The sequence below is a fragment of the Streptomyces sp. NPDC045695 genome (genome assembly GCF_056432025.1).
This window is the reverse complement of the sequence record NZ_JBWKJU010000008.1, coordinates 125,521-145,926: the sequence shown is the minus strand read 5'-3', so window position 1 is coordinate 145,926 and position 20,406 is coordinate 125,521. Positions and strand designations below refer to the sequence as shown.

Here is a 20,406-nt window from a genome sequence, read left to right as displayed (position 1 = left end):
CCACTCATTCACCACCGGCACGGCCCAGCACCTCCTCGACCTCCGCCGCGAACGGCATCGCGCTCGAACAAGCCAGGCGCCCCGCGACGATGGCCCCCGCCGCGTTCGCGTACCGCATCACCTGCGCCAGCGGCCACCCCGCCAGCAGCCCGTGGACCAGCGCGCCCCCGAACGCGTCACCGGCCCCCAGCCCGTTCACCACCCGGACGGCAACCGGCGCCACCTGCGCCACCGTTCCGTCGCGGTGGACCGCCAGCACGCCCTCCGGGCCCCGTTTGACCACCGCCAGTTCCACCCCGGCGGCGAGCAGCGCCCGCGCCGCCGCGTACGGCTCGGACTCCCCCGTGGCGATCTGGCACTCCTCCACGTTCCCCACGGCCACCGTCGCCCGGGCCAGCGCCCGCTCGTAGTACGGCCCGGGTTTCTCCCGCCACAGCATGGGCCGCCAGTCCAGGTCGAACACCGTCGTCCCCGCACCCGCCCCCGCCCCCGCCCCCGCCCCGGCGCCACGGGCGTCCAGCGCCGCCAGAGTCGCCTCCCGCGAGGGCTCTTCGCTCAGGCCCGTGCCCGTCATCCAGAACACCCGGGCCGCCCGTACCGCCTCCAGGTCCAGCTCGTCCGCCGCGATCTGCAGGTCCGGGGCCTTCGGCAGCCGGTAGAAGTACAGCGGGAACCGGTCCGGCGGGAACATCTCGCAGAAGGTGAGGGGCGTGGGCAGGCCCGCGACCTCCCCGACCCACCGGTCGTCCACCCCGAACCCCCGCAGCTCGGAGCGCAGATACCCGCCGAAGGGGTCCGCGCCGGTGCGGGTGATCAGCGCCACCCGCCGTCCCAGCCGGGCCGCCGCGACGGCCACGTTGGCCGGGGAGCCGCCGAGGAACCTGCCGAAGGTCTCGGCCTCCGCCAGTGGTACGCCGGTCGCCAGCGGGTAGAGATCCACCCCGATCCGGCCCATCGTGATGAGGTCGAACTCCAACGGATCGCCGGTCCCGGTCACAGTCAGTCCTCCCGCTCTCGTCCCAGCCTAAGGTGGTCGTCATGACGTCCTCCCCGCCCGCGTTGACGCGTATCCGTGTCGGTTCGGCTCCGGACTCCTGGGGTGTCTGGTTTCCCGACGACCCCCGGCAGACGCCCTGGGACCGCTTCCTCGACGAGGTCGCCGACGCCGGGTACGAGTGGATCGAGCTCGGCCCCTACGGCTATCTGCCCACCGATCCCGCCCGCCTCACCGAGGAGACGGCCCGGCGCGGGCTGCGGGTCAGCGCCGGAACGGTCTTCACCGGACTCCATCACGGCCCCGCCGTGTGGGAGGACACCTGGGAACACGTGTCGCGGATCGCGGCGCTCACCGGGGCCGTGGGCGCGGCGCACCTCGTCGTCATCCCCTCCTTCTGGCGGGACGACAAGACCGGGAAGGTGTTGGAGGACCGCACCCTCACGCCCGCCCAGTGGCGTGAACTGACCTCCCAGACCGAGCGGCTGGGCCGCGAGGTCCAGGACCGCTACGGGCTGCGGATCGTCGTCCACCCGCACGCTGACACCCACATCGACACCCCGCAGAACGTGGCCCGCTTCCTGGACGCCACCGATCCCGCCCTGGTCTCCCTCTGCCTGGACACGGGGCACTACGCCTACTGCGGCGGCGACAGCGTCCAGGCCGTCGAGACCTTCGGCGAGCGGATCGGCTACCTCCACCTCAAGCAGGTGGACCCGCGGATCCTCGCCGAAGTCCTCGCGCAGGAGCTGCCCTTCGGGCCGGCCGTGGGCCGCGGGGTGATGTGCGAGCCGCCGTCCGGGGTACCCGCGCTGGAACCCGTACTGGCGGCGGCCGGGCGGCTCGGCGTGGACCTGTTCGCCATCGTGGAGCAGGACATGTACCCGTGCCCGCCCGACCGGCCCCTGCCGATCGCCCGCCGCACCCGTGCCTATCTGCGCTCCTGTGGCGTCTGAAGGAGGAATCGCATGAGCAGCAGCACCCTCGGCATCGCCGTCATCGGCACCGGGAAGATGGGCGCCGACCACGTGCGCCGGATCGGGCGGAGCGTGGGCGGGGCGCGGGTGGTGGCCGTGGCCGATCCGGACGGGGACCGGGTCAAGGAGGTCGCGGGCACCCTGGACGGCGCGAGCGCGCACACCGACCCGGCGGCCGCGATAGCCGCGCCCGGGGTGCGGGCCGTACTGATCGCCTCTCCCGGGCCCGCCCACGAGGAAGCGATTCTGCACGCCCTGGAGCGGGAGCTGCCGGTGCTGTGCGAGAAGCCGCTGACCCCGGACCCGGCGGGGGCGCTGCGCGTCATGGAGGCCGAACAGCGGCTGGGGCGGCGGCTGGTGCAGGTGGGGTTCATGCGGCGGCACGACGCCGAGTACGAAGGGCTGAAGGAGCTGCTGGACGCGGGCGGGATCGGACGGCCGCTCTTCCTGCACTGCCGCCACCGCAACGCCTCCTCGCCGTCCTTCTTCACCAGCGACATGCTGATCAGCGACTCCGTGGTGCACGAGGTGGACGCGGCCCGCTGGCTGCTGGGGCAGGAGATCACCGCCGTCACCGTGCTCTCGCCGAGGCCCTCGGCGGCCGCCCCCGAGGGGCTGCGCGATCCCCGGCTGGTGGTGCTGGAGACCTCCGGCGGGGCCGTCGTCGACGTGGAGATCTTCGTGAACTGCGGTTTCGGTTACCAAGTGCAGTGCGAGGCGGTCGGCGAGGCGGGCACGGCCCGGATCGGCGACGGACACGCGATGGTGGTTCAGTCGGCGGGCCGGTGGGGCGGCGCGATCGACCAGGACTTCACGGTGCGCTTCGCCGACGCCTACGACCGGCAGCTGCGGCGCTGGGTGGAGGCGGCCGGCCGCGGCCGGGTGGCGGGACCCGACGCGTGGGACGGCTACGCGGCGGCCGCCGTCTCGGAGGCGGGCCTCGCGGCCGCGCGCAGCGGCGTACGGACCGTGGTGGAGCTGGTGGAACGGCCGGCCCTGTACCGCTGACGGCCCGCGCCCGGCGCGCGTACGGCCCCACGACTGACCCCACGACTGATCCCCCGGCTGGTCCCTCGGCTGACCCCACGACTGGCCCCTCGACCCCTGTGGCGCTCCTGTCACAGGGGTCGCCTTCGTGTCACACATGTCCGCACTACGCGGGTTTTCCGTCACAGGCGGTCAACAGCCCCTCCCCTGGCCTCACCGTGCGTCGTTCCCCGGGCACAACGCGAGTGATCGTCACTGCCCACGCGCCGGCTCCCCCGACGGCCTCCCGGCCGGCCCCGCCGCGTGGACGAGGAGGTGTCCTGCATGGCCGACCGTCAGCTCTGGTCGTACAAGGAAATCGCTGCCCACATCCGCGTCCAGCCGGACACCGTGCGCTCGTACCGCAAGCACGGCCTGCTCCCCGCACCCGATCACGTGGAGGGCGGCAAGCCCTACTGGTACCCCGAGACCGTGCGGGCCTGGGTGGCCCGCCGGCCCGGCAACCGGGGCCGGCGCGAGGACTGAGGGGCGCGCGGCGCAAGAAAGGGGCGCCGACGCTCGCATCAATACCCCCCAGGGGTATAGTCTCGAACTGTCGGAGGGACGGTGGAGGCATGCGGCCGCCCCGCCCGGCGACCGGACACAGCCCCTGAAGAGGAGAACGACATGACCGCCGAGACGGACACCCAGACCACCACCGTCTACCGGGTGACCGGCATGACCTGCGGACACTGCGAGGGCGCGGTGACCGGTGAGATCTCCGCCCTGCCGGGCGTCAGCTCGGTGAAGGCCGTCGCCGCGACCGGCGAGGTCACCGTCGTCTCCGCCGCCCCGCTGGCCGACGAGGACGTGCGCGCCGCCGTGGACGAGGCCGGTTACGAGTTCGCCGGCCGGGCCTGAGGCGCCGCACCTTCCGGGCAGCACCCCGCACCATCCGCACATCCGCCACACCGGCGACAACGGCAACACCCGCAGCATCCCGCCGGGCCGTACCGGCCAGCTCATACTGGTTCCGTACGGCCCGGCCCTCCCCCTGGAGCCGCAACATGACCAGCACAGTGCACGACGGACCCATAGCGGCGGTCGAGCTCTCCATCGGCGGAATGACCTGCGCCTCCTGCGCGGCCCGCATCGAGAAGAAGCTCAACCGGATGGACGGCGTCGAGGCCACGGTGAACTTCGCCACCGAGAAGGCCAAGGTCTCCTACGGCGGTGACGTCCGGGTCGAGGACCTGATCGCGACCGTCGTGAAGACCGGGTACACCGCCGAGCAGCCCCCGCCGCCGGCCGCCCCCACCCCCGCGGCCGAGGCCGTGGAGGAGGACCGGGGCGAGGCCGCGCGCGACCCCGAGCTCGCCGCCCTGCGCCAGCGGCTGCTGGTCTCCGCCGCGCTCGCCCTGCCCGTCGTCCTGCTCGCGATGGTCCCCGCCCTCCAGTTCGACAACTGGCAGTGGCTCTCGCTGACCCTCGCCGCCCCCGTCGTCGTGTGGGGCGCCTTCCCCTTCCACAAGGCCGCCTGGACCAACGCCCGGCACGGCGCCGCCACCATGGACACCCTGGTCTCGGTCGGCACCCTCGCCGCCTTCGCCTGGTCGCTGTGGGCCCTGTTCTTCGGCCACGCGGGCATGCCCGGCATGCGGCACGGCTTCTCCTTCACGATCTCCCGTACCGACGGCTCCTCCGCCCTCTACCTGGAGGTCGCGGCCGGGGTCGTCTCCTTCATCCTGCTCGGCCGCTACCTGGAGGCCCGCTCCAAGCGGAAGGCGGGCGCTGCCCTCAAGGCCCTGCTGGAACTGGGCGCCAAGGACGTGGCCGTCCTGCGCGAAGGCCGCGAGATCCGGATCCCGGTGAGCGCGCTGGCGGTCGGCGACCGGTTCGTCGTCCGGCCCGGCGAGAAGATCGCCACCGACGGCACGGTCGTCGAGGGCAGCTCCGCCGTGGACGCCTCCATGCTGACCGGCGAGTCCGTCCCGGTCGAGGTCTCCGTCGGCGACCCCGTCACCGGAGCCACCGTCAACGCCTCCGGACGCCTGGTCGTCGAGGCCACCCGGATCGGCGCCGACACCCAGCTCGCCCGGATGGCCCGGCTGGTGGAGGACGCGCAGAACGGCAAGGCCGAGGTGCAGCGCCTCGCCGACCGGATCTCGGGGATCTTCGTGCCCGTCGTCCTGGTCCTCGCGCTCGGCACCTGGGTGAGCTGGCTGCTGATCACCGACGACGCCACCGCCGCCTTCACCGCCGCCGTGGCCGTCCTGATCATCGCCTGCCCGTGCGCCCTGGGCCTGGCCACCCCCACCGCCCTGATGGTGGGCACCGGGCGGGGCGCGCAGCTCGGGATCCTGATCAAGGGCCCGGAGGTGCTGGAGTCCACCCGGCGCGTGGACACCGTCGTCCTGGACAAGACCGGGACCGTCACCACCGGCCGGATGAGCCTCGCCGGCGTGTTCGCCGCCGAGGGCGTCGACGAACACCAGCTGCTGCGCCTGGCCGGAGCACTGGAGCACGCCTCGGAGCACCCGATCGCCCGGGCCATCGCCTCCGCGGCGGCCGAGCGCGCCGGCGCCCCGGCGCTCGCCGGGGGCTTCGAGGCCCCTGCGTTCGAGGCCCCTGCCTTCGAGACCCCTGCTTCCTTCACGTTCGAGGCCCCCGCTTCCTTCACGAACGTCTCCGGACTCGGCGTCCAGGGCGTGGTCGAGGGGCACGCCGTCCTGGTGGGCCGCGAGCAGCTGCTCGCCGACTGGTCGATCGCCCTGCCCCGCGAGCTCGCCGAGGCCAAGGCGGCCGCCGAGGCCGAGGGGAGCACCGCGGTCCTGGTGGCCTGGGACGGCGAGGCGCGCGGGGTGCTGACGGTGGCCGACGCGATCAAGGAGACCAGCGCCGAGGCGGTCGCCCGGCTGCGGGCCCTGGGCCTGACCCCGGTCCTGCTGACCGGCGACAACAAGGCCGTCGCCGAGACGGTGGCCCGCGCGGTGGGCATCGACGAGGTGATCGCCGAGGTGCTGCCCGAGGACAAGGTGGACGTCGTGCGCCGCCTCCAGGCCGAGGGCCGTACGGTCGCCATGGTCGGCGACGGGGTCAACGACGCGGCCGCGCTGGCCCAGGCAGACCTGGGCCTGGCCATGGGAACCGGCACGGACGCGGCCATCGAGGCGGGCGACCTGACGCTCGTACGGGGCGACCTGCGGGTGGCGGCGGACGCGATCCGGCTCTCCCGCCGGACCCTGGCCACGATCAAGGGGAACCTGTTCTGGGCCTTCGGCTACAACGTGGCGGCGCTGCCGCTGGCGGCCGCCGGTCTGCTCAACCCGATGATCGCGGGGGCCGCCATGGCCTTCTCCTCGGTCTTCGTGGTGAGCAACAGCCTGCGGCTGCGTTCCTTCCGCTAGTGGATCTCCTCCTCCCCCTCCACACACTTCCTTCACGGGAGACGCAGATCACAGTGACCGCAACGTAACCATCCGGGGTCGTCATGGGTCTAATGGGGCGATGCCAAGAACGTCTTGGGGGACGTTTCACGGAAACCTTGGGGGTTTTCCGTGGTGTCAGCCGCCGGGACACGTGCCCGCGGGAGGCTTTGAGCGGCCCTCCCGACCCGAACGGGTCCCGGCACACCGACGCCCCGGCTCGGATCCCGTGGGGGGAGTCCGTTTCGGGGAAATGGAAAGCGCCCCGACCGTCGACCCGTGGGGGGATCGACGGCGGGGCGCTTTTCGCGTTCCCGGCACTTCGCAGTGCGTGGGGTGGCCGCGCGGGATCAGGCCGCGCGGCCGGGAGGCTCGGGTCAGCGGGCCTCTACGGGCACGAAGTCGCGCAGGACCTCGCCCGTGTAGATCTGGCGCGGGCGGCCGATGCGGGAACCCGGCTCCTTGATCATCTCGTGCCACTGGGCGATCCAGCCGGGGAGCCGGCCGAGCGCGAAGAGCACCGTGAACATCTCGGTGGGGAATCCCATGGCCCGGTAGATCAGGCCGGTGTAGAAGTCCACGTTCGGGTAGAGGTTGCGCGAGACGAAGTACTCGTCGGCCAGCGCGTGCTCTTCCAGCTTGAGCGCGATGTCGAGCAGCTCGTCGCTCTTGCCGAGCGAGGAGAGGACGTCGTGCGCAGCGGCCTTGATGATCTTCGCCCGGGGGTCGAAGCTCTTGTAGACGCGGTGTCCGAAGCCCATGAGGCGGACGCCGTCTTCCTTGTTCTTCACCTTGCGGATGAAGGCGTCGACGTCGCCGCCGTCGTTCTTGATGCCTTCCAGCATCTCCAGGACGGACTGGTTGGCGCCGCCGTGCAGCGGACCCCACAGCGCGGAGATGCCGGCCGAGATCGAGGCGAACATGTTCGCCTGCGAGGAGCCGACCAGACGCACGGTGGAGGTCGAGCAGTTCTGCTCGTGGTCCGCGTGCAGGATCAGCAGCTTGTCGAGCGCCGCGACGACGACCGGGTCCAGGTCGTACTCCTGGGCCGGCACGGAGAAGGTCATGCGCAGGAAGTTCTCGACGTAGCCGAGGTCGTTGCGCGGGTAGACCACCGGGTGGCCGACCGACTTCTTGTACGCGTAGGCCGCGATGGTCGGGAGCTTGGCCAGCAGCCGGATCGTCGAGAGGTTGCGCTGCGTCTCGTCGAACGGGTTGTGGCTGTCCTGGTAGAACGTCGACAGCGCGCTGACCACGGAGGACAGCATCGCCATCGGGTGCGCGTCGCGCGGGAAGCCGTCGTAGAAGCGCTTCACGTCCTCGTGCAGCAGCGTGTGCTGGGTGATCTCGTTGCGGAAAGACGCGAGCTGGTCGACGGTCGGCAGCTCACCGTTGATCAGCAGGTACGCGACCTCGATGAAGGTCGAGCGCTCGGCCAGCTGTTCGATCGGGTAACCGCGGTAGCGCAGGATGCCCTGCTCACCGTCGAGGTAGGTAATCGCGGACTTGTAGGCGGCGGTGTTGCCGTAGCCACTGTCCAAGGTGACGAGCCCGGTCTGGGCCCGCAGCTTCGAGATGTCGAAGCCCTGGTCACCGACGGTGCTCTCGACCACCGGGTAGGTGTATTCACCGTCCGCGTACCGGAGTACTACAGAGTTGTCGCTCACGTCATCCCTCACCGACGTAGTGCCTCTTCTTCGAGGTGCCCTGACTGCCTCTACCTTCCCCCATTTGGCGCAGGAGAGTGCACTCGGGGTCGGCCTTTGGTGCTTTTGGCGGCACTGAGTGCCGCCAACCTGAACATCCTGCCCCCTCTGCCCGGCGGGTGGAACCCCAAATGATCGATCATTTAGGTGATGTTTCCCACCGGTAGGCGGCCGGCCAGTCGGGGGGCCACGGCCGTGTACCTCCTGCCTGCGGAAACGGTACGCACCGCCTGGCCGAGCGCCTTGCGGGACCCGACGAGGACGACGAGTTTCTTCGCCCTCGTGACCGCCGTGTACAGCAGGTTGCGCTGGAGCATCATCCAGGCCCCGGTGGTGACCGGGATCACCACCGCCGGATATTCACTCCCCTGGGAACGGTGGATGGTCACGGCGTACGCGTGGGCCAGCTCGTCGAGCTCCGCGAACTCGTACCCGATCTCCTCGTCCTCCTCCGTGCGCACCGTGAGGCGCTGCTCGTCCGCGTCGAGCGCGGTGACCACGCCGACCGTGCCGTTGAAGACGCCGTTCGCGCCCTTCTCGTAGTTGTTCCTGATCTGGGTGACCTTGTCGCCCACCCGGAAGACGCGGCCGCCGAACCGCTTCTCCGGCAGGTCCGGCCGGGCCGGGGTCATGGCCTGCTGGAGCAGCCCGTTGAGGTGTCCGGCTCCGGCCGGGCCGCGGTGCATGGGCGCGAGCACCTGGACGTCCCGCCGGGGGTCGAGGCCGAAGCGGGCGGGGATGCGCCGGGCCGCCACGTCCACGGCGAGCACCCCGGCCGCCTCGGTGTCCTCCTCGGGGAAGAGGAAGAAGTCCGGCAGCCCGTCCGTGATCGGCGGCAGACCGGTGTTGATCCGGTGGGCGTTGGTGACCACGCCCGACTGCTGGGCCTGGCGGAAGATCCGGGTGAGGCGCACCGCGGGCACCGGGCCGCCTTCGGCCAGCAGGTCGCGCAGCACCTCCCCGGCGCCGACCGAGGGCAGCTGGTCCACGTCCCCGACCAGCAGCAGGTGCGCTCCCGGCGCCACCGCCTTGACCAGCTTGTTGGCCAGCAGCAGGTCCAGCATCGAGGCTTCGTCGACCACGACCAGGTCCGCGTCCAGCGGCCGGTCCCGGTCGTACGCCGCGTCCCCGCCGGGCTTGAGCTCCAGCAGCCGGTGCACGGTGGAGGCTTCGGCCCCGGTGAGCTCGGACAGCCGCTTGGCCGCCCGGCCGGTGGGCGCGGCCAGCACCACCTTCGCCTTCTTGGCCCGGGCCAGTTCGACGATCGAGCGCACGGTGAAGGACTTCCCGCAGCCCGGCCCGCCCGTCAGGACGGCGACCCTGCGGGTCAGCGCCAGCCGGACCGCGTCCCGCTGCTCGGGGGCGAGCGTGGCTCCCGTCCGGCCGGCGAGCCAGCCCAGTGCCCTGTCCCAGTCCACGTCCTGGAAGCCGGGCATCCGGTCGTCCTCGGCGTGCAGGAGCCGGCGCACCTGTCCCACCAGCGACAGCTCCGCCCGGTGGAAGGGCACCAGGTACACGGCCGTCAGCGGGTCGGGGCCGCCCTGCGGATCCGGCACCGATTCCCGTACGACCCCTTCCGGATCGGCGGCGAGCTCGGCCAGGCAGTCGATGACCAGCCCCGTGTCCACCTGGAGCAGCTTGACCCCGTCGGCGATGAGCTTCTCCTCGGGGAGGAAGCAGTGCCCCTGGTCGGTGGACTGCGACAGGGCGTACTGGAGCCCGGCCTTGACCCGCTCGGGGCTGTCGTGCGGGATCCCGACGGCCTGGGCGATGCGGTCGGCCGTGAGGAAGCCGATGCCCCAGACGTCGGCGGCGAGCCGGTAGGGCTGGTTCTTGACCACGGAGATGGAGGCGTCGGCGTACTTCTTGTAGATGCGCACCGCGATGGAGGTGGAGACACCGACTCCCTGGAGGAAGACCATGACCTCCTTGATCGCCTTCTGCTCCTCCCAGGCGGCGCCGATCAGCTTGGTCCGCTTGGGGCCGAGCCCCGGCACCTCGATCAGCCGCTTCGGCTCCTCCTCGATGACGTCGAGGGTGTCTGTGCCGAAGTGCTCCACGATCCGGTCGGCGATCTTCGGGCCGATGCCCTTGATCAGTCCGGAGCCGAGGTAGCGCCGTATGCCCTGGATGGTGGCGGGCAGCACGGTCTTGTAGTTCTCCACCGTGAACTGCTTGCCGTACTGCGGGTGGGAGCCCCAACGGCCCTCCATGCGCAGCGATTCGCCGGGCTGCGCGCCCAGCAGCGAGCCGACCACGGTGAGCAGGTCACCGCTGCCCCGGCCGGTGTCGACGCGGGCGACCGTGTACCCGCTCTCCTCGTTGGCGTAGGTGATGCGCTCGAGCACCCCCTCGACCACCGCCATCTGCACCACCGTGCCCCGCGCCCCGTCCATCGCCATGACCCGAAGCTACCGCCCGGCGCCGACAGCGCGTCAGGCCTGTGGACAACCCCGAGGACAGCGCGAAAGGGGTCCCGCCTCGCGGCCGGACCCCCTCACGGTTACCCCTCCCTCGTCGGACTTCCCGATCCCCCCGGATCCCTCCCCGGAAGTCCCGACGCTTCATACGACCCACGATCCGCCCGGACGGTTGCATCCGGAGTCACAGCTTTACGTTTCCGTTACCCAACGCCGACAGACCGGCCACACAAAGTGCCGGTAAATCGGCATACAAGTAGCGTTCCGGGCATGAGTGAATCCTCTTTCCAGGACGACGTCCTGGACGAGCTCGGCGACGAGAAGCTGACCGAGATCGCCGGGCTGCTCGGCACCGACGCCGACGGCGCCCGCGACACCGTCGCGCAGACGGTGGGCGCGATGACCGGCACTCTCCAGCAGAAGGCCGACGCCGATGACGACGACGAGGTGCGCCAGGCCTTCGCGGAGGTCTCCGAGCCGCCGCTGCAGGGCGTCGCCACGCTCGGCGGCGGCCTACTGGGCGGCGGACTGATGGCCGGGGTGCTCGCCAAGGTGAGCAGGCCCGTGGCCGACGCCGTCTCGAAGAAGACCGGCATCCCCGCCCCCACCATCAGCCGGGTCATCGAGACGCTGATCCCGGTCGTCCTGGCGGTCTTCGCCAAGCGCGCGGCCTCGGGCACGTCCGCGGGCGCCCCGAAACCGGGCGCGGCACCCACACCGGGCGGCGCCCTCGGCGACCTCCTGGGCCGGATCCTCGGCGGCGGCAGGAAGTAACCGTTTCGAAGACCCGCTGCCACCCGTACGGCCTAGAGTTGGCCCATGGCTGAAACGGTGCGGCTGCGGGCTCCGGAGCCGGGCGACCTGGGGTGGATCGTGCAGCGCCACGGCGCGCTGTACGCCGCCGAGTACGGCTGGAACGCCGACTTCGAGGGGCTGGTCGCCCGGATCGTCGCGGACTTCGCCCAGGACCACGACCCGTACCTGGAACGGGTGTGGATCGCGGAGCTGGACGGGCGCCCCGTCGGCTCGGTGATGTGCGTACGGGAGGACGGCGCCCCCGGCACCGCCCGGCTGCGGCTGCTCCTGGTCGACCCGGAGGGGCGCGGCCTCGGCATCGGCGCCCTGCTGGTCGACACGGTCGTCGCCTTCGCCCGCTCGGTCGGCTACCGCGAGCTGGTGCTGTGGACAAACGACGTACTGACCAGCGCCCGCGAGCTCTATCTGCGGGCCGGGTTCACGCTGGTCGCGCAGCGGCCGCACCGCTCGTACGGAGTGAGTCTGAAGGGCCAGGACTGGCGGCTTCCGCTCCAGCAGGACCAGCCGCGCTGAGCGCCGCCCGCGCGGGGACCAGGGAGGTGAGCGCCACCCCTCCCACCAGGAGCAGCGCCGCCAGCCAGCGCAGCCCCGACACGGACTCCCCCAGGACCAGCGCGGCCGAGGACATCCCGAACACCGGGACCAGCAAGGAGAACGGGGCCACGGCCGAGGCCGGGTAGCGGCGCAGCAGGAACCCCCAGGCACCGAACCCGAAGACCGTGGACACCCACGCCACGTACCCGATGACGCCCACCCCGGCCCAGTCCAGCGCCCGCAGTGCGGCCAGGTCCCTGCCCGGCCCCTCGAACAGCAGCGACAGCACGAACAGCGGCAGCACCGGCACCGTGCACACCCACACCATGAAGTTGAGCGCGTCGGGCGGCGAGGCCTGACGGGTGAGCACGTTGGACACGCCCCAGCACGCGGCAGCCGCCACGACCAGCACGAAGCCGAGCACCGGCCCGCCCGCACCCCCGTCCACGGCGGCCACCGCGATCCCGGCGAGCGCCACGCCCATCCCCAGCACCCGCACCCGCCCGGGCCGTTCCCGCAGCACCACGGCGGCGAGAACGGCGGTGAACACCGCCTGCACCTGGAGCACGAGCGAGGACAGCCCGGCCGGCATCCCGGCGTCCATGCCGGTGAAGAGCAGGCCGAACTTGGCGATGCCGAGGGCCACACCGACCCCGAGGATCCACTTCCAGGCGACCTTGGGCCGCCCGACGAAGAACACCGCGGGCACGGCGGCGACGAGAAAACGCAGGGCGGACAGGAGCAGCGGCGGGAAGTGGCCGAGTCCGATCTGGATGACGACGAAGTTGAAGCCCCAGACGGCGGCGACGAGCACGGCCAGCGAGGTGTGTACGGGACGCATGCTCCGAGCATCGACGCCCCCACCATGTAGCACCAGCTCGAATCTCTTCCGCCACCAATGAAGCGTTGCTTACGAATGCCCCCGGTGCCACCATGGGAACATGCTCGATCTCGCCCGGCTGCGCGCCCTGCACGCCGTCTCCGTCCACGGCTCGGTCGCGGGCGCGGCGGCCGCCCTCGGCTACACCCCCTCCGCCGTCTCCCAGCAGATCGCGAAGCTGGAGCGGGAGACCCGCACCACCCTCCTGGAGCGACGCGGCCGCGGCGTCGCGCTCACCGAGGAGGCCCGCCATCTGGCGTCCACCGCCCAGGAGTTGCTGGCGATCGTGGAGCGCGCCGAGACCACCCTGGAGGAGCGGCGCGGGCAGCCGAGCGGGCTGCTGACGGTGGCCGCCTTCGCCTCTGCGGCCCGCGGCCTGCTGCCGGCCGTGCTCGCCGACCTGTCACAGCGCCACCCCGCGCTCGACGTCCGCCTGACCGAGGTGGACCCCCACCTCTCGGTGGACCTGGTCGCCCGGGGCGTCACCGACCTGGCGGTGGCCCACGACTGGGACATCGCCCCCCTGCCCGCGCCCGAGGGCATCGAGCAGGCGGTCATCGGGGACGACCTCTGCGACCTGGTCGTCCCGGCCGGCCACCCCTTCACCACCCGCCGGGTCATCCGGCGCGCCGACCTCGGGGGCGAACGCTGGATCTGCCAGCCCCCCGGCCGGGTCTGCCACGACTGGCTCGTACGGACCCTGCGCACGGCCGGCTTCGAACCCGACATCGCGCACGTGGCCGAGGAGAACCACACCATCGTCGCCCTTGTCGCAGCCGGTCTCGGCGTGGCCGTGGTCCCCCGCCTGGGCACCGGCCCCCTCCCACCGGGCGCGGTGGCCGTCCCCCTGGAACCGGGCCCCGTCCGCCGCCTGTACGCCCTCTGGCGCACCGGCGCCGCCCGCCGCCCCGCCATCACGGAGACAGTGAAAACCCTCCGCCACCACTGGCCCACCCCCTAACCCACCCCGACCAGCGCGCCCCCCACCGCTGCCAGCGGTCCAGGCAACGCCCGCGCGCGACCCACCCCGTCCCCGGCGAGCCGGGAAAACCCGGGCACGGCCCACGCCAGCCCCAGGGGGCCGGGGTTCCCGGGCACGGCCCACGCCAGCCCCAGGGGGCCGGGGTTCCCGGGCACGGCCCACGCCAGCCCCAGGGGGCCGGGGTGCCCGGGCGCGCCTACGCCGGTTCCGGCGGGCCGGAATGGGCCGACGCGGCCCACCCACCCGGCCGGTGTCGGCGGGGACGGGTGTGTGGCGGGGTGTCCCCGCAGGGCGTCGAACGCACCACCGCCGCACCCCCCGACCCCCCGAACCGTTCGGCGCCCGAGGAGACACCCCGGCGCGCGCCCGGCCCCGCCGGCACCGGCCCCACCCCGCCCCGGCCCCGCAGGGCACCGCCCCGCCCGACCCACCCCGGGAGGGCCGCGGGTCCAGTTACCCGACACGCCCCGACACACCCGGTACTCCCCCGACGGCAGCGGTAAGGTCCCGGCCGTGCCGAACCACGCCTCGCGCCGGACCCTGCTCACCGCGGCCGCCATCGCCGCCGTCACGGCTTCGGGAGCCGTCTCCGCCGCGGTGGGCACCCACCGCGCCCCCGACGACCCGCACTCCCCCACCGAAGCACCCGGCGGGGCCCCCGGCGGAGCCCCCGCCCACCCCAACCGCACCCAACTCCGCCGCCACATCGCCGCCATGAGCCTCGAAGAGCAGATCGGCCAGCTCTTCGTCTCCCGTGCGTACGGACATTCGGCCACCGACCCCGACCCGGCCGACGCCGAGCAGAACCAGCGGATGTTCGGCGTGCGCACGGCCGCCGAGCTCGTCTCCCGCTACCACCTCGGCGGGGTCATCTACTTCTCCTGGGCCCACAACACCCGCACCCCGCACCAGATCGCCGCGCTCTCCGTCGGCCTCCAGCAGGCCGCCCTCAGCACCGGCGCCCGTATCCCCCTGCTGCTCTCCACCGACCAGGAGCACGGCGCCGTCGCCCGGATCGGCCGGCCCGCCACCCTGCTGCCGGGGGCGATGGCGCTCGGGGCGGGCGGCGACACCGCCGCCGCCCGGCGGGCCGCCCGCATCGCGGGCGCCGAGCTCGCCGCCATGGGCATCCGCCAGGACTACGCCCCGGTGGCCGACGTCAACGTGAATCCCGCCAACCCGGTCATCGGCGTACGCTCCTTCGGCTCCGACCCCCAGGCCGTGGCGGCCATGGTCGCCGCCCAGGTACGCGGCTACCAGGCCGCCGGCGTGGCCGCCACCGCCAAGCACTTCCCGGGCCACGGGGACACCGAGACCGACAGCCACGTCGGCCTGCCCGTCATGCGGCACACCCGCGCACAGTGGGAGGAACTGGACGAACCACCCTTCAGGGCGGCCGTCGAAGCGGGGGTGGACGCGATCATGACGGCGCACATCGTCTTCCCCGCGCTCGACCCCTCGGGGGATCCGGCGACCCTGTCCCGGCCGATCGTCACCGGCATCCTGCGCGAACGCCTCGGCTTCCAGGGGGTGGTGGTCACCGACGCCCTCGACATGGCCGGGGTCCGCCAGAAGTACGGGAACGACCGAGTCCCGGTGCTGGCCCTGCTGGCGGGCTGCGACCAGCTGCTGAACCCGCCGGACCTGGGGCTGGCGTACCGCAGCGTGCTGGCGGCCGTCGAGGCGGGCGAGCTGACGCGGGCGCGCATCGAGGAATCGGTCCTGCGCATCCTGGAACTGAAAGCGCGCCGGAGCCTGTTCGACGAGCCGTACCCCGCGGCCGGGAAGGTGGACGACACGGTCGGCATCCGCAAGCACCTCGACGCGGCCGACACGATCGCGGCCCGCACGACGACCGTACTGGCCAACGCGGCGGGGCTGCTGCCCCTGGACGCGACGGCCGGGCCCCGGCTGCTGGTCACCGGGACGGACCCGGTCTCCCCCTCGGGTACCACCGGCCCTCCCACGGCCGTGCTGGCCCGCGAACTGACCGCGCTGGGCTGCCGCGCCACGGCGCTGCCGCCGGCCAGGGCGGTGGCCGCGGCGGCCGGTCACGCGGCGGTGCTGGTGTGCACGTACAACGTCCCGGAGGGGGATGATCCGCAACGCACGCTGGTGACGGACCTGATCGCCACCGGCGTCCCGGTGATCCTGGTGGCCGTCCGCAATCCGTACGACCCGGCCCGGCTGCCGGCCTGTGCGGCGGAGCTGGCGACGTACTCCTGGACGGACGTGGAGATGCGGGCGGCGGCCCGGGTGCTCACCGGGGCGCTGCGGCCTTCCGGCCGCCTGCCGGTCCCGGTGCCGGGCCGCTACCCGCTGGGCCACGGGCTGACGTACTAGCTGTATTGATCACTAGCGCGTCAGCCCGGGCCCCGTTTCCCGGGGTGGCGCTACGGCCGCAGCTGCGGCTCGCGCTCCAGGTCCCGCTGGTCGAGCTGGGCGTCCGGCGCCGCCAGGGGCTGCGCCTTCGCCGTGCCGAACAGGTTGGTGGCGGGTGCCACGCCCGCCCACTGGAGGATCTTCTGGGTGGCGAGGGCCTTCTCGCCGTCCAGGAGACCCGCGACCTTCGCGCCGTGGTTGGCGCCCGGCGCGGTCATCACGTAGCTGTCGCGGGCCCCGTACCCGAGGCGGAACGGTTCGGCGCCCCACGGGTCGTTCTGCCCGTACACGAACAGCATCTGGTGCGCGTTGTTGCGCACCCAGGTGTCCACGTCCCGCATGACCTGCGGCTGGAAGGTCATGGGGATGTCGCGGGGCACGAAGTTGCGCGGCGGCTGGTAGCCGTAGCGGCTGAGGTCGCCCAGGTGCGCCTGCTTGATGTCCGGGGAGCCGAGCTGCGTGCCCGCCTGGTAGTAGTACGGCACGTACGTCTCCAGGCCCTGGTCCGTATAGGCCGAGAAGCCGGAGATCGCGTCGACCGAGTCCCAGATCTCCTGGTCGCTCGCGGTCGCGGCGGTGGGGAGCGTGGCGCAGTCGGCGAGCATGCTGTACTGCCAGAAGGCCCACACGTAGTCGAGGACGACGGCCTCGTAGGCCTTGTCCAGGTCGCCCACGGTGGTGAAGGTCCAGCCGTTCTCGGCGGCGGCCGCGGCGTACTTGGCCTCCAGCGGCTCGCGGCGTACGAGCGCCTCGCGCTGCACCGCGTTCAGCTTGTCGCGGCACTCCTTGGTGCCGACCTTGGCGAAGAACCGGTCGTAGGCCGAGTCCTCCTTGTTGACGACGTCGTTGGGCGTGACGTAGGCGACGACGCCGTCCATGTCGCGGGGGTAGAACCGCTCGAAGTACGTCGCCGTCATACCGCCCTTGCTGCCACCCGTGGCCAGCCAGTTCTTCGTGTAGATCTTCTTCAGGGCGGTGTAGATGCGGTGCTGGTCGCTGGCGGCCTGCCAGATGTCCAGGTTGGCCCAGTCGGCCGGGTCGGGCCGGGAGGGGTTGAAGAATCGATACTCCAGCGACACCTGGTTGCCGTCGACGATGGTCGTCGGCTCACTGCGGCGCGGGTTGGTGTTGAGGTTGTAGCCGGAGGTGAAGAACACCGACGGCCGTGAGACGTCCTTGTGCAGCAGGGTCAGGCGCTGCTTGAAGGTGCCCTTCGACGGCTGCCGGTGGTCGACCGGCTGCTCGTAGTTCAGGACGAAGAAGCGGTACCCGGGGTACGGCTTCTCCTCGATCAGGCTCATCCCGGGAATGCCGAGGATCTGGTCCTTGATGTCCGTGGCAGCCGCCGGCTCCGCGGCTGTGGCCGCTTGCGCCGTGGAGCCGGCCGCGCCCATGGTGCCGATGAGCACCACGAGTGACAGCAGCCATCCGAGCGTCTTGCGCATTCACCCTCCCCTTGAGTCCACTTCGGTCGCCGTGAACCTAGCGGGGTCAACGCACCGGTGAACAGACCCAGTTGGCAACCGCCCAATGGGACCTCAGCACAGGATCCAGCCGGAATCGGTCGATCCGGTCCCCACGCTCCCCCTGACGTACACGCACCGGCTGATGGAACCGACCGTGACAGGACCGGCATACCGGGCGAACAGACCGCCGTCGCGGACCGGGACCCCGCCGCGCGGCTGGATGCTCACCGCCATGTGCCGCCGCGGGCCCGGGGCCCGGGGCACGGTCACGGCGCAGGCCCGGGTGCGGCTCTTGTAGACGCGCACCTCACCCGTCTCGAACGGCAGCGTCCTGGCCAGCCGGCCGCCGCAGCCGCCGGTCGCGGCCCGCGCCGACGGCGCCGCGGTGAACAGCGCGCCGACGCAGAGCCACAGCGCCGCGCCGAAGACCCCCAGGGACAGGGCCCGTCGGCCCCTCCCCCTCGATCCCTGCACCACCTGGTCCCCCGATCATGCGTGCGCACGACGTACGCACGCACGTACGACGCCCGAGCCCCCCGGAAGGTTGCGGCCGGCAAGGACTCAGCGCGCCGGGCCGGCCACCGCCCCGGCCGCACCCCACATCACGTCCGCCGCGTGGTCGAAGACCGCCTCGCGGGGCCGGACCGGGGTGGCGACGGCGATCGACTGGAGGTGGGTGGTGCGCACGGCGGGCTGGTTGGCCTCGCCGAAGATCCCGCCCGTGGCCCCCGTGCCGCCGTTGTACGGGAGCACCGGCAGGCAGCCGATGTGCGAGTCGTTGACCTTCAGCATCCCGCCGTTGACCACCTCCCCGCAGAACCGGTCGACGACCCGCTCGTCCTGCGTCCACAGGGAGTTGCGCAGCCCGTAGCGGTTGGCGTTGAGGAAGCCGATGGCGCCGTCGAGCGAGACCGGGGCCTCGGGGACCACCACGCACAGCAGCGGGAAGAAGGTCTCCTCGCGGAACGCCCGCAGCCGGGCGGCCGCGGCCAGTCCGTCCACCCGTACGACCGCCGGGCGGATGAAGGGCCCCTCCCCCGCCGGTACGTCGTCCACGTCGACGAACTCGCCGCCGCACAGCAGTTCACCTCCGGCCGCCAGCACCTCGTCGAGGAACTCGCTGAACTCGGCTCGCTTCACCACCGGGCTCAGCACCGTGTCCGGGTCCTCGGGCGAGGCGGGCCGGATCCCGCGCGCCCGCTCCACCAGTTCCTTCAGCAGCCGGTCCGCCGCCTCGGGGTGGACGATCGCGAACTTGGGGGTCATGCAGATCTGTCCGGAGCCGTAGTAGCGCTCGCACAGGGCCCGCGCGGCCAGATCGGTCTCCGCGTCGGCCCACACCAGCACGCCGTCGTTGCCGGACAGTTCGAGTACGGGCTTCTTGCCCGCGGCCACGCACTCCCGCTCCAGCTTGAGGCCCTGCTCGGAGCCGCCGAAGAAGACGACGTCGTCGCAGTCGGGGCTGTCGAGCCACTGCCGCACCACGGCGCGGGCATGGGTCGAGACCACGTTCAGGATGCCGGGCGGGGCGCCGAGGCGCTCCAGGAGCGGGGCCACGATCTCGCGGTAGACGAAGCTGACGCCGAGCGGGGCGGTCGGCGGCGCGTTGACGACCACGCCGTTGCCCGCGGCCAGCGTCATCACCCCGTAGAAGGAGTTGGAGGTCGGGGCGTTGCGCGGCGGGCTCAGGCACACCACTCCGTCGGGCTTGCGCACCATGCGGATGCGCCGGCCGGCCGCGGTCCGCTCCGGCTGCCGCAGCTGGGCGGCGAAGTCGGCGACGGAGTCCGGGTGGAACGCGCTGGCCACCGAGGCCAGTTCCCAGTCCGCCAGCCGTACCGGGTGGCCCTCGGCGACCAGCAGCGCCTTCAGTTCCGCGTACCGCTCGGTGACGGCCCGGTGGATGCCGTGCAGCAGCTCGAACCGGTCGTCGAGCGGGACGCGGGCCCAGCCCGGCTGAGCGGCGCGGGCGGCGGCCAGGGCGCGCAGCCCCTGCTCGGGGGTGGACATGGCGACGCGGCCCGCGAGGAGCCGGTCGTCGTACGGGAGGTCCTCGCCGCGCTCCAGCCGCGCCTTGAGGGCGAGCACCTCGAAGGGCTCGCGGAGCAGTTGACCCACCCGGGGCCAGTAGACCCACCGGGTGCCGCGCTCCGCGGCGCCGGCCACCCATACCTCGTAAGAGTGCATCCACAACTTCCTAGCGGGAGAACGGGAATCCACGATCATGAGGGAGATTACGGTAGGTGATCACGAGCTCTCACACCGTAGCCGTTGAAAGGCACCGCCATGACGAACGCCCTCCTCGAACGCAAGCTGGACCGCGCGTTCGCGCACCTGGACGCCGACGGGAGCGGGGTCATCGACTCCGACGACATCATCGCGCTCGGGTCCCGCCTGCTGTCGGCCCTCGCGGAGCCGGCCACCTCGCCGAAGGCGACCCTGGTGATGGGCGGGCTGGCCGACTTCTGGCAGGACCTCTTCACCGAGCTGGACGTCGACCGGGACGGCAAGGTCACGCCCGAGGAGTACAAGCAGGGCATGACCCGGCTGTACGCGCAGGGCGGGCCCGCGTACGACCGCTCGTTCAGGCCGATGGTGCAGGCGATCCTCACGATCGTCGACACCGACGGCGACGGGCGCATCAGCCCGGCCGAGTTCCACAAGGCCCAGGAGGCCTTCGACACGAAGCTGCGCCCCGCCGACGCCGAGGCGCTGTTCCAGCGCATCGACGCGGACGGGGACGGCACCCTGACCGTGGACGAGCTCCTGGACGCGGTGCGCGAGTACTACACGGGCACCGAAGAGGACGCCCCGGGCAACCTGCTCTTCGGCGAACTCTGAGCCGGTAGGCGGGTAAG

Annotated in this window: 16 protein-coding genes and 1 pseudogene; 10 read left to right on the top strand and 7 right to left on the bottom strand. The window is 72.3% G+C overall.

Features of this window, described 5'->3' with window-relative positions; all coding sequences use genetic code 11:
- Window positions 1–4 precede the first annotated feature (4 nt).
- Window positions 5–955, bottom strand: a complete 951-nt coding sequence (iolC, locus tag AC07DU_RS16740; protein WP_479112155.1) for a 5-dehydro-2-deoxygluconokinase — start codon at window positions 953–955, stop codon at window positions 5–7.
- Window positions 956–1,038: 83 nt separating this feature from the next.
- Here iolC and AC07DU_RS16735 point away from each other — a divergent pair, with 83 nt between their 5' ends.
- From AC07DU_RS16735 to AC07DU_RS16715, 5 genes are all read left to right on the top strand, one after another.
- Window positions 1,039–1,950 (top strand): sugar phosphate isomerase/epimerase family protein, encoded by a 912-nt coding sequence (locus tag AC07DU_RS16735; protein WP_479112018.1) that lies wholly within the window; start codon window positions 1,039–1,041, stop codon window positions 1,948–1,950.
- Window positions 1,951–1,962: 12 nt separating this feature from the next.
- Window positions 1,963–2,979, top strand: coding sequence for a Gfo/Idh/MocA family protein (locus tag AC07DU_RS16730; protein WP_479112016.1), 1,017 nt, complete (start codon window positions 1,963–1,965; stop codon window positions 2,977–2,979).
- A gap of 303 nt (window positions 2,980–3,282) precedes the next feature.
- Window positions 3,283–3,483, top strand: coding sequence for a helix-turn-helix transcriptional regulator (locus AC07DU_RS16725; protein WP_360902924.1), 201 nt, complete (start codon window positions 3,283–3,285; stop codon window positions 3,481–3,483).
- 141 nt (window positions 3,484–3,624) lie between these two features.
- Window positions 3,625–3,858 carry a heavy-metal-associated domain-containing protein gene (locus tag AC07DU_RS16720; RefSeq protein ID WP_360902921.1) on the top strand — a complete coding sequence of 78 codons (234 nt, stop codon included), beginning with the start codon at window positions 3,625–3,627 and terminating at the stop codon, window positions 3,856–3,858.
- A gap of 146 nt (window positions 3,859–4,004) precedes the next feature.
- Entirely contained in the window at window positions 4,005–6,344 is a 2,340-nt protein-coding gene (locus tag AC07DU_RS16715) for a heavy metal translocating P-type ATPase (protein WP_479112014.1), read from the top strand.
- A 395-nt stretch (window positions 6,345–6,739) separates the two neighbouring features.
- Here the strand turns inward: AC07DU_RS16715 and AC07DU_RS16710 are convergent, their stop codons facing one another.
- Complete coding sequence (locus tag AC07DU_RS16710) at window positions 6,740–8,029, bottom strand: citrate synthase (protein ID WP_360902915.1); 1,290 nt, start codon at window positions 8,027–8,029, stop codon at window positions 6,740–6,742.
- Between the two features lie 182 nt (window positions 8,030–8,211).
- The gene (gene recD2 / locus AC07DU_RS16705) at window positions 8,212–10,470 is read right to left on the bottom strand and encodes an SF1B family DNA helicase RecD2 (RefSeq protein ID WP_479035129.1); all 2,259 of its coding nucleotides are present in this window, start codon (window positions 10,468–10,470) and stop codon (window positions 8,212–8,214) included.
- Window positions 10,471–10,758: 288 nt separating this feature from the next.
- Here recD2 and AC07DU_RS16700 point away from each other — a divergent pair, with 288 nt between their 5' ends.
- The gene (locus AC07DU_RS16700) at window positions 10,759–11,262 is read left to right on the top strand and encodes a DUF937 domain-containing protein (RefSeq protein ID WP_479035126.1); all 504 of its coding nucleotides are present in this window, start codon (window positions 10,759–10,761) and stop codon (window positions 11,260–11,262) included.
- A gap of 42 nt (window positions 11,263–11,304) precedes the next feature.
- Window positions 11,305–11,817: pseudogene (locus AC07DU_RS16695) on the top strand (GNAT family N-acetyltransferase); the annotation flags it as partial.
- Here the strand turns inward: AC07DU_RS16695 and AC07DU_RS16690 are convergent.
- Window positions 11,723–12,679, bottom strand: a complete 957-nt coding sequence (locus AC07DU_RS16690) for an EamA family transporter (RefSeq protein ID WP_479112011.1) — start codon at window positions 12,677–12,679, stop codon at window positions 11,723–11,725. The pseudogene AC07DU_RS16695 and the gene AC07DU_RS16690 overlap by 95 nt on opposite strands.
- Before the next feature lie 100 nt (window positions 12,680–12,779).
- Here AC07DU_RS16690 and AC07DU_RS16685 point away from each other — a divergent pair, with 100 nt between their 5' ends.
- Both AC07DU_RS16685 and AC07DU_RS16680 read left to right on the top strand, forming a co-directional pair.
- A complete protein-coding gene (locus tag AC07DU_RS16685; protein WP_453374690.1) occupies window positions 12,780–13,679 on the top strand; it encodes a LysR family transcriptional regulator in 900 nt (299 codons plus the stop codon).
- A gap of 534 nt (window positions 13,680–14,213) precedes the next feature.
- Window positions 14,214–16,043, top strand: coding sequence for a glycoside hydrolase family 3 protein (locus AC07DU_RS16680; protein WP_479112009.1), 1,830 nt, complete (start codon window positions 14,214–14,216; stop codon window positions 16,041–16,043).
- Between the two features lie 50 nt (window positions 16,044–16,093).
- Here the strand turns inward: AC07DU_RS16680 and AC07DU_RS16675 are convergent, their stop codons facing one another.
- The 3 genes from AC07DU_RS16675 to AC07DU_RS16665 all read right to left on the bottom strand — a co-directional run bounded on the left by AC07DU_RS16675 (window position 16,094) and on the right by AC07DU_RS16665 (window position 19,735).
- Window positions 16,094–17,527, bottom strand: coding sequence for an aminopeptidase (locus tag AC07DU_RS16675; protein ID WP_479035508.1), 1,434 nt, complete (start codon window positions 17,525–17,527; stop codon window positions 16,094–16,096).
- A gap of 93 nt (window positions 17,528–17,620) precedes the next feature.
- Window positions 17,621–18,022 (bottom strand): hypothetical protein, encoded by a 402-nt coding sequence (locus AC07DU_RS16670; protein ID WP_360897972.1) that lies wholly within the window; start codon window positions 18,020–18,022, stop codon window positions 17,621–17,623.
- A gap of 87 nt (window positions 18,023–18,109) precedes the next feature.
- Window positions 18,110–19,735: an aldehyde dehydrogenase family protein gene (locus AC07DU_RS16665; RefSeq protein WP_479112007.1), complete on the bottom strand. Its 1,626-nt coding sequence runs from the start codon at window positions 19,733–19,735 to the stop codon at window positions 18,110–18,112.
- Between the two features lie 99 nt (window positions 19,736–19,834).
- On the opposite strand from AC07DU_RS16665, the gene AC07DU_RS16660 reads away from it, so the two are divergent.
- The gene (locus AC07DU_RS16660; RefSeq protein ID WP_479112005.1) at window positions 19,835–20,389 is read left to right on the top strand and encodes an EF-hand domain-containing protein; all 555 of its coding nucleotides are present in this window, start codon (window positions 19,835–19,837) and stop codon (window positions 20,387–20,389) included.
- The last annotated feature ends 17 nt before the right edge of the window (window positions 20,390–20,406 follow it).